Source organism: Oligoflexus tunisiensis, assembly GCF_001748245.1.
Taxonomy (GTDB): Bacteria; Bdellovibrionota_B; Oligoflexia; order Oligoflexales; family Oligoflexaceae; genus Oligoflexus; species Oligoflexus tunisiensis.
Genome location: NZ_BDFO01000001.1, coordinates 5,652,658 through 5,669,349, shown reverse-complemented (window position 1 = coordinate 5,669,349; position 16,692 = coordinate 5,652,658). Strand labels below are relative to the sequence as shown.

The following is a 16,692-nucleotide window of genomic DNA, read 5'->3' as shown; positions in this document are numbered from 1 at the left end:
TGCCCGGCATTCGGGTTCCCGTTGGCAATCTCTTGTTTTTAACGAAAATTTTGCACAAGGCCTTCGAATAAGGATGACACAAATCACTGAAAATACTGACTTAATTGTGCGATCCTAAAGAAAAGTCAATTGTTTCCGATATTATATTGCATACGGGTTGAGCGACTTCAAAAATGCAACCCATTGAGAGACCAAGGGGGACGTGGGAATGAGACCAAGTATGAACCTATTGTGTTTAGGGCTACTCATCCTGGTGGGGGCCTGTGAATCCAGCCCATCCATCCCGGTGTTGTCCAGATTTAATGGCGCGAATAAAAAAGTAGAGGAAACCAAAGCGCCGATCGACACCAAGAAAGCAACTCCGACTCCAGATCAGGATGCGGATGCTGTGGATCTTCAGGCGGAAGCCCTGGCGATCCTGGATCGCGCCTGTGTCAGCTGCCATAGTGCAACCAATATCCAGGGGAACTTCGGTAGCCTGGATAACGTGGAAGCGATGCTGGCCAGCGGACGCTATATCGTGGCGGGCAAACCTGAGCGTTCCCTGGTTTATACCAAGCTCGCTCCGGTCGGCAACATGCCTCCTTCCGGTGCTTTGAAGCCTGAGGAAGCGGAAACCATCAAGCAGTGGATCCTGGGTCTGAAGGCCGTGGAAGTTGTCCCCTTGAAGGACATCCAGGTCGTTGATCTCATTCAAAAGGATCTGCAGACAAATGTTCCCGTGGCGGAACAGGATCAGGTGCGTTACTTCAGTCTTCATGTGGCCAACAATGTCGGCACCAATGAAGCTGGAATGGAAAACCTGCGGAAAGCCTTCTTCAAGGTGGTCAACAGTCTGTCCCGCTCACCTGCGCTGGTGAAGCCGGTGGCTGTCGATCCCAAGAAGCTGATCTATCGCGTCAAGCTCAATGAACTTGGCATTCCCGTGCAGGTCTTTGAAAGCGTGATGACCGATTTCTATCCCTTCTCCCAGCAGTTCGTCAATAATGTGTCGGACAATGCTGCTCAGCAGGCTGCTCAGAATGATCAGGCGCTGCGGGACGCCACCGGCTCCGCCAACTACCTGATCCGCGCGGACTGGTTCATTGCCACCGCCACGCTGCCTCTTCCTTATGAACGCCTCCTGCAGCTCGGCGCTGACCAGGCGGCACTCGATGCCCAGCTCGGCGTCAATATCGTGGACAACCTGGCCAACGACCGCGTGCTGCGCGCCGGCTTTAAGAACTCGGGTGTTTCATCGCAGAACCGCATGATCGAACGTCATAGCCAAAACAATGGGCTTGCCTACTGGATCAGCTATGACTTTGCTCGACTGGACCAGATCGAAAACCTCTTTGCCAATCCACTGGGACCGACGGGAACCAGCCCGACCAAAGCGTTCCAGCATGATGGTGGCGAGATCATCTTCCAGTTGCCGAACGGAATGCTGGCCTATCGTCTGATCAATAACGCCGGTGTGATCCTCGACAAAGGTCCCACCAGCATTGTGAAGCAGAATGATGCTCCCTCGCAGTTCCTCACGGCCATCGTCAACGGCGTGTCCTGCATGAACTGTCACCAGTCAGGTCTGCTCTATAAGAAGGATGAGATCCGGGCCTTTGCCCTGGCCAACGTCGGCGCCTTCTCGGCCGCGGAAATGGAAAAGCTTCTGAACCTTTATCCCGAGGACAAGGTGTTCAAGGAGACCATGGACAAGGATAACGCGCTTTATTTCAACAGTCTGAAGCAGCTCGGCATTGACCCGTTGAAACCGGATCCTGTGAACCAGGCCTTCCGCTTCTTCAACCGCTCACTCAGCAAGAATGATGTCAAAGAGGAACTTGGCATTTCCGAAGCGGTGCTCGACAGTCTGCTCCAGAATGAGCCCTATCGCACCCAGTGGACTAGTCTGCGCAACCTCGGCTTTATTTCGCGGCAGGAACTGAGTCTTCTGCAGTCGCAGGCCCTGGAACAGGCGCGGATTGAAGTGAATATCGCCAATCCCCAGGTGGGTGACTTCCTGGCCACTCCGGATTGCATGTTCGCCAGCCAGGTGCAGATGGACAACTGTTTGATCGCACCCGTGGTCCAGGCCGCGCTGGTGGCCCAATAAACAGCGTACTACGGCCCTATTTGTCGTCATGAGCATTCCCCAAGTGGTACATTCAAATTGCAAGGCCTTTCCCCACGGAAAGGCCTTTGTTTTCGACTCCTAAGGCTGCGGTTCATTCACAATATAGACGAGGTCGGCAACGGCCCCGTAGCGTGGATGAACCATGAACTCCTGCAGCGCCTGGACCGTCATCCCACTGGCATCGACTATCCGGATATAAAGGATCGGCAGACCCTGGACGCGACGTTCCAGGCTGCGGATCACGCCGTCCCGATAGTCACCATGGAAGGAACCGGTGATGAGGAGGCGAGAAGCCCGGCTGGGGATTTTCAGGAGCTCGGTGGCCATAACCTCGTCAGTGAGGCTCTGGGCGGCGAAGTAGTTTTCGATGGGATAGGGCAGGGGATGTGAGCCCATGGCGGCCTGGAAGCGCTCTAAATAGAGCGGACCGCCCAGAGCAAAGTCCGGCGGCAGGAGCGCGGGATCCAGGGCCTCGATGCCTTCGCGGGTAACGGGGCTTTTCTGCGTTCGGGTAAGATTCGTGGGGATCAACGTCACGTGATAGGTCCGGGCGGTTTCCAGTACCGGAGCATACTCGATCGAGGCCGGGCCGGCGGGAAAGAGCTGCTGCAGAAATTCCGTGGTGGTCAGGGCTCCTTTTTGATAGCGGGTCCAGTGCTCATCAATGGCAAAGCGATCCACGGTATTCAGAAACTCCCAGCCCAGGATGAAATCGTCCTTGGAAGGCACCTGCCGGGCGATACGATCGAGCAGCCAGGCCTCCGCCTCCTGCACCGGAGGGTTATAGTGCTCCTCGCCGAGCACAAAGATCGCAGGTTCCGCAGCGAGTTCATCGAGAACCGTGGGGGAGACCTGGATGCCCTGGGCAGGATCCCAAAGGGTTTGATTCCAGGATGGAATGCCAGCCAGCGCGGATGTCGTCACGAACAGGATTTTAAGACTGAGAAGGAGAGAGAAAGGTCGCATGAAAAAGTCCTCCTTGGTTAAGGGAGGACTTATCTTAGGTCAAGGGTGCGCCGGGTACCAGGAGATTGGAGCGGCCTGGAATTTTACTCCATGCCGCTTGTGAGGCCCAGGCGATCAGCGCAGCGGATGCTGAGCCACCTGCTTCATGTATTTCATCGCTTCGCGGCCACAGTCCGGGATACGTTCCCGCTGCCGCTGAGTATCGATCGAGCAGATGCTCGTGTGCACATAGTAATAATCCAGGATCTGGCGGTAATTCCAGGACTTGCGTTCGGCCAGGGCTGCCGCCCCCTGCTGGCTCATGCCGACACCGTGACCAAAGCCGACCCCTTTGATCAGGATCTGGCCGTTTTCGGCGGGATCCACGACGAAAAGATTCGAGGGCAGGGTTCCCACCACACGCTTAAAGGTCCGTGTTGGTATGATGACATATTCGCCTTTGGCGTCGATCATGGTCACAGCTTTGACGCGACCTGAATTGGTCTGGCCCACCATCGGGACCACGACGCGCTTGATGGGTCTTTCCTTGGTCCAGAAACCCAATTCTGCCATTTTTTGGGTCAATTCTGTCAGGCTGAATGTGCGTTCCCAGAGCATCCCATTCATTTCAAGATCGCTGGCTTCAGGTCGGGCCACGGTGAACGGAGCCGGCTGATCCCAGATGGTATTGGCCTCCTCCGTGGCGCCGCCGCTGTCGGCATGATAGAAGGCCTGAATCACCTGACCCTGATACATCAGAATTTGACCCTCGGTGGCGAAGACCGCTTCATCGGTCTTTTCCTTGCGATGGGTGACGCCGGTATAGGCCTGGTACATGACCGTATCATCCACATCCCAAAAACGCGTGGGAGCATAACGCCGAGCCCGCAGAATGTGGAACACGGCATAGGTGCGAGCGGCCACCGCCTGGCTTTTCAATGTCTCCATGGGCCAGTGGTGGAATACTTCGGAAGGAACGACGCCGCGCAGATAACCACGCAGGCTCACCACATTCACAGCCTCCAGCATGAGCTGTTCCTGCTTTTGCACAGTATGCACATAGAGCAGCCCGGAGTAGCTCAGAGCCTTCATTTTATCGTCGAAGTTGCGCTCCAAAGTGAATTGCTCGGGACAGTCGATGATCACCGGCTGCTGGAGTTCCTGCGCTTTCATTGTGATCAGAAGTTGATCCTTTTGCAGAACGCCGGCAGGCGCAATTTGATTCTTACTCGCCTTAAAAATAGTGCAAGGGATTTCCGATCGGATTGTAAACTGATCCAAAACCTCGTCCTTACCATGAGGCAGATAATCCCGCTCGTGAGGAAATATCTTGACGCGAATCGAAGCCGTGGACGAGACGTTTTCGGCTCCATTCAGCTGCAGCATATAGAGTGTGGCATCGTCTTCGTCTTCATCCGCAATGGTTTCGCCAGCGATTCCGGTACGTGCCGGGATCACGACGATGGGAAGAAGGGTGACGGCCAAAGCCATAAGCTTTTTCATAAGGAGACACCTCATTGGTGAAGCCTGGTCTGCTCGGTTTGATAGGCATGTTATTGCAAGAACTGTGTCTGTTTGTAAATGATTGATATTACTGAGTAAGTAAGATTTTTTTGGAGCCTTTCGTCAAGTCCATAGGCACTAACAAGTAGTCTACTTAATGAAAGAACATGAGTTGATAAGATTGGGGGCGGTTTGCGGGTGGCGAAGGGGGTTTTATGCTTTGAAGAACCTGGGGCAATTTCCAGGTTCTCAAGTTTTTTGCGGTCCGTGCCGATCATGGACCCGGAGGCATATCCATGAAAAATGCATCAGTGACCGTCCAAGTCCTGTACAGCTCTTTGTTCCTATGTGCTCTGGGTTGTTCATCCGCAGCGCCGACCGCTCCGGTCACAAAACGGGGACAGGCTCCGGCGACAGCGACCACCAGTGGTGATGCCTCGCAGAAGACCAGCGAGACGAATACAGATAATAAAGCAGCGGATACCGCAGCAACGCCTCAGGACGAGGAGAAGACGGAAACGCCAGCGACTACCCCGCCGGCCGCTCCACAGGCTTTGGAGTTAACCAGTACGGCCTTCGCCAACATGGGGGCAATTCCGGTGACCTATGTGGCCAAAGGAAATGGCGGCAACCAATCCCCACCGCTGCAGTGGAAAAATCCTCCGGCCGGAACCGGATCGTTCGCCATTCAAATGGTGGATTTGGATTTTCTTAATCCAGCCCCTGCGCCTTTCATCCATTGGATGATTACGAATATTCCCGCCACCACCACGCAGCTGCCAGCAGCCATACCCGGTGGCAATAATCTGGCCGCACCAGCCGAAGCGCTGGGAGCCAACCAAATGAAAAACTATGCTGGACCCAATCCACCCAACCTGCACCGCTATGAATGGACCATTTATGCCATCAAGCAGGGTGAGACCTTGAACCTGACCAATAACTCCATGACCAACAAAACAGAGCTGGAAGCCAAGAGTCTTGGCAAGGCCACTTTGATTGGAACCTATCAGTAAGCAAATAGGGAAGTCCCGTTTTTAGACGGGACTTCGCACCTGATCCAAGGCCCGCTCCAGCTGCGCCACCGTTCGCTCCACATTCATGAGCTTATCCAAACCAAATAGGCCCAAACGGAAGGTCTTGAAGGTTGGCGGCTCGTCACACATGAGCGGCACACCCGCGGCGGTTTGCAGGCCAGCCTGAGCGAACTTCGCACCCTTATGCAGGCCCTCGTCCTCGGTATAACAGACGACCACACCAGGTGCCTCAAATCCTGGCGCCGCGACACTGATGAAACCACGACGGTTCAGAAGCTTCCGAACCTTCTGCCCCAGCTCCTGCTGCTGATCCGCGAGCCGGGCAAAACCGAGTGCCTCGGCCTCCTGCATCACCGCATGAAAGCGCGCGAGCGCATCGGTCGGCATCGTCGCATGATAGGCATGACCACCGGCTTCATAGGCCTGCATGATCTGCAGCCATTTCAAAAGATCACAGGCAAAGCTGCTGCTGCGCGTCGTCTCAATCCGCTTCCTGGCTTCTGCGCCCAGCATCACGAGAGCACTGCAGGGGCTTGCACTCCAGCCTTTCTGAGGCGCACTGATCAGGATATCGACGCCGCATTTTTTCATATCGACCCAGACCGTGCCGGAGGCGATGCAGTCCAGAACAAGGAGCCCACCCACGGCGTGAACCGCGTTCGCCACCGCCTGAATATAGGCATCGGGCAGCATGATGCCGGACGCGGTTTCAACGTGAGGCGCAAAGACGAGCTCCGGCTTTTCCGTCTGAATGATTTGAATGACCTCTTCCAAAGGCGCCGGACGAAACGGGGAAGGCCAGTCTGAACTCACAGGCCTTGCCTTCAATACTTTGTGTTCCAGCGGAATGCTGCCCATTTCGAAAATCTGCGTCCAGCGATAGCTGAACCAGCCGTTGCGCAGGACGAGACAGCGTTTGCCACCTGCGAACTGTCGGGCCACCGCTTCCATGCCGTAGGTGCCCCCGCCGGGAACGATCGCCACAGCCTCGGCGGCATAAACCTGCTTCAGCGTGCTCGAGATGGAACGCATGATGTTTTGAAAAATCGCCGACATATGATTGAGGGAACGATCGTTAAAGACCACCGAGTATTCCAGCAGTCCTTGGGGATCGACTCCAGGTACAAGTGTTGACACAGATGGCTCCCAGGTGAAAGTCAGGTGCTGAGGACAGACGGAGGTTAGCACGACTTTTCCAAGGGGAACATATGGGAATCTTGCGTCAAATGAACGGCTCGACCAGGATGTGACTCATTTAATTCCCAGCCGCTGAGCCAGACGATGCAGATTGCTGCGATGCATGCCGAGCAAACGCGCAGCGGCAGCCCAGTTGCCATCGCAGGCCCTGAGAGCCCGCTCGATTTCCCTTTTCTGAAAATTCAGAACGGACTGGGCCAGGGGCTCGAACTTGTCCTGCTTGTTCTGTTGCTTGGAGAGGAGCAGGCCGGCAGCCCCTTGCATGAATATGCCGTCGAGATGTTCGGCCTTGACCACCGATCCCGGCTTGTCCGAGGCCCGGGAGGCGCGCAGGGAGGCCCGCGTCAGACTATGTTCCAGCTCGCGGACATTGCCGGGCCAATCATAATGCTCCAGAACCTGCAGCGCCTCCTTATCGAGTCGCAGGGAACGCACCCCAAGTTTCAGGCTGATCTGCCCAAGAAAGTAGTCCGACAGACGCGCAATATCATCCTTCCTGTCGCGCAGCGGAGGAATCTGCAAAGGATAGACACTGAGCCGGTGATAAAGATCAGCACGAAACCGCCCCTGTTTGACTTCGCGGCTGAGATCGCGGTTGGTCGCGGCAATCACCCGGGCGTTGACGCGATGCATGCGATCGGAACCCACCCGCTGAATTTCTCCGGATTGGAGCGCCCGCAGCATGGTCGCCTGGATCGACAGCGGCAGCTCACCCACCTCATCCAGAAAGAGCGTGCCGTCATCCGCCAGTTCAAATTTTCCCATGCGATCCTGGGAAGCCCCGGTAAAGGCACCTTTGATGTGGCCGAAGAGTTCACTTTCGGCGATGCTTTCCGGCAGGGCCGCACAATTCACATGCACCATGGCCTGTTCCGCGCGAGGTGAACCCATATGCAGCAGACGGGCCACGAGTTCCTTGCCCGTTCCCGTTTCTCCCAGAATCAGTACCGGCAGATCCGAGGCGGCGACCATGCTGATTTCCCGTTTAAGAGTCTGGATCGGCGCGCTCTCGCCGATGAGCAGACTGCCCTCACGATGGAACGTATCGCGCTGCAGTTCCACCGCCACACGCTGATTTTTTTCCACCTTTTCTTCGAGAGCATCAATCAACGCCGCGGTCTGCATGGTGGCGGCGGCAAGGGCGGCGATGCGCTCCAGCTGCATGTTGCTGACGTTGTCAAAGGCCCCTTCCTCGAGAGCGTCCATGGTGAGCAGGCCGACGACCCTGTTCTCCAGCCAGAGACCGCAGCCCATGCAGGCGTGCACCCGTGCCCCTTTTTCTTCGGGATCACGCAGCCAGGCATCAAAAGGATCCGGCAGGGGGTCATCCGCCGCAAAGCGAACGGGGCGGCGGGATCCGAGGATTGCCGACAGCCGGGGGTGTTCGCCAGGGATGAAGCGGTTCGCCATTAGCGCCTCAGGGAGGCCGTCAACGGCCAGTGGGACCAGCACTCCGTGGTCCAAACGAAATAGGACTGCAACCGCGCAGGGAACCAGATTCCGTACAGCCTGCAAAAGACGGGAGTAGCGGGCATCCGTGGGAAGACTTTGAGAGAGGTCGAGGGCTACCTGCACGAGAGGATCATCTTGGGTCATGCTGATTCCCGGATTTGTTATCAATCGGATAGCGGGTTGTTCTTTTTATAACATGTTGCGTTATCAAAGCGACATCGTTATTGCATAAGCTCCTGACAACCCATGTGTATTTTTTCCGGCACGGTTCTCGCTTAACCAGGGTTGAATGTTTAGGAGTTGAACCATGCAACATGAAATCGTTGGAAAAAATCCCGCGACGAAGGAAACGCTCGGCGATCGTGCTGCGCGAGATCCCGCTGTCGCGCGCGTGTTTGCCCGCTTTGGAATCGATTACTGTTGTCGCGGCTGGCAACGTTTGGATGAAGTCTGTCAAAAACTTGGCATCGCCGCCGAGGATGTTGAACAGGCCATCCAACAGGAAATCGCCCGACATCCTTCGGAAAAAAAGATTGGCTGGGATCAGCTGTCCCTGCGTGATCTCGTGCATCATGTCTTGAGCATTTACCACGAACCCTTGCGTCCTGAGATGGAAAGGCTGCAGGGACTGGCTGAAAAGGTATCGCGGGTCCATCGGAGCAAGGAACCCGAGATGCTGCCGGCTCTCGAAGAGGCGGTTCATGATTTGCGCGAGGACCTCCTGTATCACATGCAAAAAGAGGAGATCGTCCTTTTCCCACTTATCGTGGAACAGCGAGGCCCCCTGCTGACCGGCCCCATGGCGGTCATGCATCATGAACATGAAACGACCGGCACCCTGCTCAGTCGCATTCGCGAACTGACGGGCCAATTTCAGCCTCCTGAAGCGGCCTGCAACAGCTGGCGTGCTCTCTACTCCGGGCTTGAAGCTCTGGAATTCTCGATCATGCAGCACATCAATTTTGAAGAACACATCCTCTTTCCCCGCGGTCTGCAATACAGTCAAGGAACGGAATTATGAAGTACAAAAGACTTTGGATAAGTCTGGCTCTCATTGTTGGTCTCTCTTTCATCCTCCTTCTTGGGGTGGGCGCGGAAATTTATCGCACGGCGCCACCCCTTCCTGAGCGCGTTGTTTCCACGGATGGCCAGCTGCTCTTTACCGGACAGCAGATCCGTGATGGACAGAATGTGTGGCAGTCCACGGGCGGTCAGCAGCTCGGTTCCATTTGGGGACACGGATCCTACGTGGCCCCGGATTGGTCGGCGGACTGGCTGCATCGGGAAGGGGTCGTCCTGCTCGATCTTTTGGCCACGCAAAATTTTCAAAAACCCTATGAGTCCTTAACGGAATCGCAGAAAGCTTCGCTGCAAATAGAGGCCCGCGAGCTGATGCGTACCAATAATTTCGATCCCAATACGCAAACGCTGCAGGTGGATTCCCGCCGCGCCCAGGCGATCGCTGCCGTAGGGGCGCATTATGATGCTCTTTTCGCAGCCAATCCCGAACTGAAGGATCTGCGTTCCGCCTATGCGATGCATGACAACGCCGTGCCGGATCCTGCTCGCCGGCAGGCCATGGTTGCCTTCTTCTTTTGGACGGCCTGGGCCTCGATCACCGAGCGTCCGGGAGAGACCATTTCCTATACCAACAACTGGCCGCATGAGCCGCTGCTCGGCAATCGACCCACCACCGATGCTTTCCTTTGGACCATGATCAGTATCGTGGCCTTGATTGCTGGAATCGGTGCCCTCGCCTATGCGATGGCCAAACAGGAGAGCGATCACGAGAAGCTGCCTGCTGAAAAAAGTGGCAACACGTCCCTGCTCTGGACGCTGCGTCAAACGCCTTCGATGCGGGCCACGGTCAAATATTTTTACACCGTCATGGGACTCCTTCTGTTCCAGATTATACTGGGAGCTGTGACGGCTCATTATGGTGTGGAAGGACAGAGTTTCTACGGTTTTCCGTTGGCCGATTATCTGCCTTATGCTGTCACTCGCACCTGGCATACGCAGCTCGGCATTTTCTGGATCGCCACCGCCTGGCTCGGGACCGGCCTTTTCATGGTCCCGCTCCTGGCCGGCAAGGAACCGCGCTATCAAAAGCTCGGTGTGAACATTCTTTGGTTCTGTCTTGTGGTGATCGTGGTCGGTTCGATGGGCGGTCAGTGGTTTGCCATTCAGCAGAAAATGGGCCTGGTCAGCAACTTCTGGTTCGGCCATCAGGGTTATGAGTATGTGGACCTCGGGCGCTTCTGGCAAATCTTTCTCTTTGCCGGTCTCTTTATCTGGCTCGGCCTGATGCTGCGCGGCATTGTTCCCGCTCTGAAACGTCCCGAGGAACCCCGGCATCTTCTTGCTGTCTTTGGTCTGTCCGCTTTCGCCATTGCTCTGTTCTATGGAGCCGGGCTGATGTGGGGTCGGCAGACTCACCTGGCAGTGGCTGAGTATTGGCGCTGGTGGGTTGTGCATCTTTGGGTGGAAGGCTTTTTCGAAGTCTTTGCCACCGCTGTGATCGCCCTGATTTTCGTGCGGCTGGGACTTTTGCGCCAGCATGTGGCGACCTTCAGCGTCCTCTTTGGAACCTCGATATTTTTGCTGGGCGGAATCCTGGGGACCTTCCATCACCTTTACTTTAGTGGAACGCCGACCTCGGTCCTGGCTCTGGGAGCCACGTTTTCAGCCCTGGAGGTGGTGCCGCTCGCTTTGATCGGGTTTGAAGCCTACAGGCAGGCGCGCCTGACCCATGATCATCAGGTGGCGAAAATTTATCGCTGGCCGATCCTGTTCCTCGTGGCCGTTTCGTTCTGGAACCTCGTGGGCGCCGGTGTTTTCGGTTTTCTGATCAATCCACCGCTGGCGCTTTACTACATGCAGGGTCTCAACACCACGCCGGTCCATGGCCATACCGCTCTCTTCGGCGTTTACGGCATGCTGGGGATTGGTCTGATGCTCTTCTGCATGCGTTCGCTGGAATATCGCCGAATTTGGTCGGAAGGCGCCCTGCGCTGGTCCTTCTGGCTTTTGAATGGTGGCCTCATGGTGATGGTGCTCCTGAGCCTTTTGCCGATCGGTCTCCTGCAGACCCAGGCCAGCGTGGAACACGGGCTCTGGTATGCCCGCTCCGCCGAGTTCCTGAACACACCGCTGATGCAGGTTCTCAAGTGGTTGCGCGTTCCGGGCGATATCATCTTTGCCCTGGGTGTGGCCGCTCTCCTGGCGTTTTTCGTGCGGCGCAGTCCGCGCTCGGAAACGGTGGAAGCGGGCGCCTTTCAAGGAAACCCTAAACCGGACGCTGAAGGTCTGGAAGGATATAGTGTTTGAACCCTAACGGAGGATCATCCATGCTTCGATCTGTGATGGCTTGTGTCTGGCTGAGTACTGTCCTGGCCTGTCAACCGGCGCCCAGCAATTCGGAACGCTCGGACACGACAGCCCCGGCGACAGCGGACAGTGCAACCAATACCCAAGCGGGGAATACGAAGAAGCCGATCCATCTACCCTCGCAAAATCAAGCGAATTCCAAGGGCTATGCCATGCCCGAGGGACGGCCGGACGAGGTCTGTATGGAAAAAGGTTTTACGTGGCTTTACAACGGGTATCTGAAACCGGAGTGTGGAACCTGCCATAACAAGGATAACCGTTACAGTGTTACTGAGTTTGCGCAGGGAGACGATGAAGTCGCTTCCTTCAATGTCCTGAAAACGGTCGTGGATACCAAGAAACTAGTGGAGGCAACCCTGGGTAACGTGTTCTGTAACAGCTGTATCATCTCCAAGACCGACCCGCTTTACGCTGACCTTGAATACTTTGTGCAGCATATGGATCGTTGCGAAAAGCCCTGATCCCTATGTTCTCCGTCCTCCCTCGACAGCCTGCGCTGTCGAGGGCTTTTCTTTTTACTGGCCTTTGAGTTGCAGCCCATAATGCCGGTTCAGGACTTGAATCGACGATTTGTAGGCGCCATCGCTCCAGCCCGAGCGATTGATAAAGTAGGCTTCCCCAACCAAAGATACGGGTTCTCCCGGCAAAGGTTCGAGCGACCAGGCGGCGATCTCCGCATTGCTGTTCGTTGCCCCTGCGCGCAGAAAATGCCAGCCGGCGGGCCAGATCTGAACATGAGTTTTGAGCGGCCTTGGGATGACGACATTCTCGGGAAGGCTGACACCGTTTTGATGGAAGATTTGCGTCAGACCTTCATGAATTTCCGCTTCCACCTGCTTCATCGAATGTTTCGCAAGTTTTTCCCAGTGTTCCACGCAGCGCTGATCATCATCATAAACGGAGCGGGTCACGTTCTGCACCGCGGCGCTGGCTTCCATGGGAATTTCGATGAAGTTCACGCAACTTTCCGTGGTCCATGCGCGCCAGACCTGGCCCTTTTCATCAGGCTGTGCCGGATTGCGAATATCCTTCCACCAGGCGTAAGGCCACCATTGCGTGATCGTGGCGACTTTCACGCCCACGATATCCTGAAAGGGTTTTTGTTTGGCAATACGGGCCGGAACATCACCGCGCAGATGCGGGAAGGCGCTGGGTGGGACCGCGAGCACAAGTTTATTGGCGGCCACTTTATAGCGAGCACTTTGCAGCTGGTAGCCCTGGCCTTTGCGATGAATGCCGTGGATGGCCTCCCCTTTGAAAATGCGCACGCCCGCAGCGCGAGCCCGCTCTTCCATGCCGCGAATGAAGCCGGACATTCCCCCCACAGGATAGGAGGCCACGCAGCAAACATCCCATTCTTCGTCCAGATAATCCAGATAGGAGGGGGCATCCAGATCATATTCAAAGTCCGCGCGGAAACGGGACATATCATGCAGGTAATCAAACCCCGCCTTTCCCACGATGGCGCTCACGTAGCTGCGAAAATCAGGATAGAGTCCGGCGTTGCCACGCTCCGGACCATGACGCAGTTGATCATAGAGCCAGGTTTCCGTGTCCGTACTGGGATCCTGTTTCACCGGCAGGCCGGGATAAAGCGAAACAAAGTCCTCTTTGCCAAATGCGGTGCGACCACGCGCCTGAATCAGGTCGGCGCTGACGACAGGTGTTTCCAGCTGCAGTCCGAGTTCAGCGGCCAGATCCAGCACCACCGTCTGCGTTTCCATGATGCGGCGGGCGCCCACGCCGATGCGTGGGGCATCCTTGGCATCGTTGTCATAAGAAATATCATGAATGCGACCACCCAGTTCCTCCTCTTTTTCAAAGAGACAAACTTTGGAACCCAGGATGGGCCCAAGACGGAAGGCGGTATGCAGGCCGCCGGCACCTCCGCCCACGATGGCGACCTCGCAGACCAAAGGCTCCGGGCTTTTTGCCAGCAGAGGCGCGGCATGGGCAAGGATGAACGTGCCGACAACGGCAAGAATCCAATGACGACTGGCATGCGTGAGGTTCATAAAATTACCTATTCCCTGTGTGGGGTGATGGATTCGAAAACAGGCCCCACACTACCGGGAATTCTTGCGCTTGCAAAGATAATTGCCGCAGGCGTTACAGGCCTTCCGTCTTGATCAAACGATCGGTGTCGGCCCGGTTGTAACGGGCGGAATGAAGCCCATTGGTGACCCAGGCTGCGCCCAGTCCCCTGGATTGAAAAAGCTCGCGGAAGGTCATCAGATCCGGCTCGCTGGGAATCACGGTGCCGGCGATATCTCCATAAGGGTTGTCAAAGGCAAAGGGATGATTGTGGAGAAAAGCGACTAAATTCCACCCGTTCTGCTGGAGTTCATGGGCGGCCGCAGCCTTGATGATCACCTGGGGAGCGGCCATGGATGACTGCTCAAAGAAGGCGGCGAAGACTTTCAGACGCGTGCCCTTCCGGTAGATGTGAGCACTGAACTCAGAGCCCGGCACATTCAAGGGATGATACTTGAGATGCTCGCCCATCAGCATTGACTCCACACAGATATTCCCACCGATGCGGCCAACCTCACCTTTTTCGATGAGGCGAAAGGATTGAACGACACCGGATTGCGGCCCATAGACCTTTTCAAAGATTTCCCGCTGCCGTGCCAGAAGGACAAAGGGGTCCGTATCGGCCTGTCCATTGGCGTAGTCGCGGTATTCCTGCACATTCGCGGGAATCGGTGCGGTTTCCTCGCCCAGCCAGGTCGCGGCTGCATCCAGATCCCAGACATACTGCCAGACTTTATTTTCAAAACGCTGTTCCCGAGGTTCAGGGGCCTCGGGACAGGCGGACAGCGGGGTCGCCATCAGTGCGACCAAAGCCGGAACAAGCGCACGCAGGGATACCACGAATTTCATAATGAACTCCTTGTTGAAATGCTACTTCAGATCCTCTCTACTGAGTTTCGCTGGGGATTTCAAGGCCGGTCTGGATCGAGCCGTGGGAGAATGTCCTGGCCCGTCATGGCGAAGTGATGGTAAACAGACCGATGACTGAAGTCTGAAGGAGAGCCCTGGCGTATGTTTCGCATTTTGGAAATCGGGACGGATGGATTGGTGGTCACGCACCAGGGCAAGGAGCACATCGCGCCGCCACCGGAAGGCTTCATCCGCTGGGTCGATGTTACTGCTCAGGATGAAGCCCAACTTGAAGTGCTGCGAACCGGCTTTCAATTTCATCCTCTCGCCCTTGAGGACTGCGCGCATTTCGATCAAAGACCCAAGGTCGAGGAATACGGGAGCTATCTCTTTATCGTCACCCAGGGTTTCGTCGTGGAAGGCGGTTCGGTTGAAAATCTCAAGATTCTTGAGCTTCATACCTTTCTTGGCAGCAACTACCTTGTGACCGTTCATAGCGAGGGGATCGATGCGCTGGATGCCGTCTGGAAGCGGGCCGTGGGTGATGGTCTTCTGATGCGCCGCGGCGCCGATTTTCTTTACTACCTGATTGCCGATCGCCTGGTGGATGGCAACTTCCCGATCCTGGATCTCGTCACCGAGGAATTGGAATCGCTGGAAGAGGAAGTCCTTTCCGAGCCACAAAGGGAAAATCTGAGCCGCATCTTTGAATTGAAACAGCAGCTGGTTTGCATGCGCAAGGTACTATCTCCGCAGCGCGATGTGCTGGCGGCTCTGACCCGACTCGATCATCCGTATATTTCGAATCGGACCCAGCATTATTTCCGCGATGTCTATGATCACCTGACGCGCATCAATGAATCGATTGAGGCCAACCGCGATCTTTTGAGCAATGCACTGGAAGCCTATCTTTCCTCGGTTTCGCAACGGACCAATGAGATCATGAAGCATCTCACCATCATGAGCGCCGTGTTTCTGCCTCTGACTTTCGTCGTTGGTTTCTTCGGACAGAATTTTCACACCCTCATCGGTCTTCCGCAATGGATGGAATCCAATGGCCTGATGTGGGTGATGATTATTCTTTGTGCGATTATCCCCGTTGTCATGATCATTTGGTTCAAACGCAGGAACTGGGTCTAAACGACACTTCCGTAACTTTCTGATAATACATCTGAATTAAAAAAACTTTCAAAAAATTCATTTTTTAACTGACTGTCCAGCCAGCTATCGGTTACAAGTTTTTATCAACAAAATAAAAACGACAGTAGAAAGGGGTTTCGATGCTGAAAACCTGGAAACACAAAGTTGCTCAATCCGTCGCTTCCAGCCTTTTGATCAGTCTCGTGGCTTGCGGTTCTCCGGAAGACATGCAGGAAAACAGCGAAACCAAAGTAACAAATGGCAAGACAGCAACAACGGGTGAGTATCCTTCTGTGATTCTCCTTCGGTTCAGCATGGGCTACAGTACATCCATCTGTACCGGTACCTTTGTGAACGATGCACAGGTGGTGACAGCCGCCCACTGTGTCTATGACCTTGTGAAACGCGGCTACAGCGCTTCGTCGATGTCTTTCGATAAAAAACTTTCGGATGGCCGCAGCCAACGCATTGCTGCCACCGATCTGGAATATCATCCAGGTTATACCGTTGTCCCTGGCCGTCTGAGCAATCATGATCTGGCCGTGGTGACGTTCCCACGCTATTCGGCGCCCGCCACCACCAAACTCTATCCGCGCACGCCGAGTGTCGGGCAGAAGTTCACGATCGTGGGCTACGGTGTGAATGACTACGATTACTCGTCCTCCGGTCAGCAAACCGGAACCAACGGTTCGGGTGTCAAACGCAAGGGCGAGAATACGATCGAGCAGGTTTCGGGCGGCTTTATCCGTTTCACCGGTGTTCCTTCCTCCTCCTCTTCCAAGGTGGCGTTAGGCCAGGATTCCGCCAGCGGATCGGGTGACTCCGGAGGTCCCATGCTGATCAATGGTGCGCTCGCGGCCGTGACATCGGGTGGTGCCTTGACGCAATCCCGGGATCCCAATGGAAAGACCGTGATCATGAAAGTGTCCAACTACGTGGACCTGAATGAAAACTCGAACAATGACTTCCTAATGTCGCGTTTGATCAGCGCGCAGGTTCAATAATTCCCAGCTCATCCATACCTTGAAGTTCAAGCCC

The 16,692-nt window shown here is 55.5% G+C and carries 13 protein-coding genes; 7 read left to right on the top strand and 6 right to left on the bottom strand.

The annotated features are described in order from the left end of the window. Positions 1-220: 220 nt before the first annotated feature. Complete coding sequence (locus tag OLTU_RS23375; RefSeq protein ID WP_176736889.1) at positions 221-2,092, top strand: c-type cytochrome domain-containing protein; 1,872 nt, start codon at positions 221-223, stop codon at positions 2,090-2,092. A 99-nt stretch (positions 2,093-2,191) separates the two neighbouring features. Here the strand turns inward: OLTU_RS23375 and OLTU_RS23370 are convergent, their stop codons facing one another. After that, on the bottom strand, positions 2,192-3,079 hold the full coding sequence (locus tag OLTU_RS23370) for a ChaN family lipoprotein (protein ID WP_141735165.1): 888 nt from the start codon (positions 3,077-3,079) through the stop codon (positions 2,192-2,194). A gap of 114 nt (positions 3,080-3,193) precedes the next feature. After that, positions 3,194-4,561: a SpoIID/LytB domain-containing protein gene (locus OLTU_RS23365; protein ID WP_176736888.1), complete on the bottom strand. Its 1,368-nt coding sequence runs from the start codon at positions 4,559-4,561 to the stop codon at positions 3,194-3,196. Between the two features lie 296 nt (positions 4,562-4,857). Here OLTU_RS23365 and OLTU_RS23360 point away from each other — a divergent pair, with 296 nt between their 5' ends. Then, a complete protein-coding gene (locus tag OLTU_RS23360) occupies positions 4,858-5,574 on the top strand; it encodes a YbhB/YbcL family Raf kinase inhibitor-like protein (RefSeq protein WP_141735163.1) in 717 nt (238 codons plus the stop codon). Between the two features lie 21 nt (positions 5,575-5,595). On the opposite strand, the gene OLTU_RS23355 is transcribed toward OLTU_RS23360, so the two are convergent. Continuing rightward, positions 5,596-6,732: an aminotransferase class V-fold PLP-dependent enzyme gene (locus OLTU_RS23355; RefSeq protein WP_141735162.1), complete on the bottom strand. Its 1,137-nt coding sequence runs from the start codon at positions 6,730-6,732 to the stop codon at positions 5,596-5,598. A 114-nt stretch (positions 6,733-6,846) separates the two neighbouring features. Then, positions 6,847-8,388, bottom strand: a complete 1,542-nt coding sequence (norR, locus tag OLTU_RS23350) for a nitric oxide reductase transcriptional regulator NorR (protein ID WP_141735161.1) — start codon at positions 8,386-8,388, stop codon at positions 6,847-6,849. Between the two features lie 163 nt (positions 8,389-8,551). Here norR and OLTU_RS23345 point away from each other — a divergent pair, with 163 nt between their 5' ends. From OLTU_RS23345 to OLTU_RS23335, 3 genes are read left to right on the top strand one after another with little or no spacing between them, the layout of a single operon-like run. Next, a complete protein-coding gene (locus OLTU_RS23345; RefSeq protein WP_141735160.1) occupies positions 8,552-9,265 on the top strand; it encodes a DUF542 domain-containing protein in 714 nt (237 codons plus the stop codon). Continuing rightward, positions 9,262-11,571: a nitric-oxide reductase large subunit gene (locus OLTU_RS23340; RefSeq protein ID WP_141735159.1), complete on the top strand. Its 2,310-nt coding sequence runs from the start codon at positions 9,262-9,264 to the stop codon at positions 11,569-11,571. Before OLTU_RS23345 ends, OLTU_RS23340 begins: the two co-directional genes overlap by 4 nt. Positions 11,572-11,591: 20 nt before the next feature. Beyond that, positions 11,592-12,092, top strand: coding sequence for a hypothetical protein (locus OLTU_RS23335; protein WP_141735158.1), 501 nt, complete (start codon positions 11,592-11,594; stop codon positions 12,090-12,092). A gap of 54 nt (positions 12,093-12,146) precedes the next feature. Here OLTU_RS23335 and OLTU_RS23330 read toward each other — a convergent pair whose 3' ends face one another. Together OLTU_RS23330 and OLTU_RS23325 are read right to left on the bottom strand one after the other, a co-directional pair. Further along, on the bottom strand, positions 12,147-13,646 hold the full coding sequence (locus tag OLTU_RS23330) for an FAD-dependent oxidoreductase (RefSeq protein WP_141735157.1): 1,500 nt from the start codon (positions 13,644-13,646) through the stop codon (positions 12,147-12,149). 94 nt (positions 13,647-13,740) lie between these two features. Continuing rightward, positions 13,741-14,514: a hypothetical protein gene (locus OLTU_RS23325; protein WP_141735156.1), complete on the bottom strand. Its 774-nt coding sequence runs from the start codon at positions 14,512-14,514 to the stop codon at positions 13,741-13,743. Between the two features lie 162 nt (positions 14,515-14,676). Between OLTU_RS23325 and corA the strand changes: the two genes are divergently transcribed. Together corA and OLTU_RS23315 are read left to right on the top strand one after the other, a co-directional pair. Next, positions 14,677-15,654 (top strand): magnesium/cobalt transporter CorA, encoded by a 978-nt coding sequence (gene corA, locus OLTU_RS23320; protein ID WP_141735155.1) that lies wholly within the window; start codon positions 14,677-14,679, stop codon positions 15,652-15,654. Between the two features lie 140 nt (positions 15,655-15,794). Further along, positions 15,795-16,658 carry a trypsin-like serine protease gene (locus OLTU_RS23315; protein ID WP_141735154.1) on the top strand — a complete coding sequence of 288 codons (864 nt, stop codon included), beginning with the start codon at positions 15,795-15,797 and terminating at the stop codon, positions 16,656-16,658. The last annotated feature ends 34 nt before the right edge of the window (positions 16,659-16,692 follow it).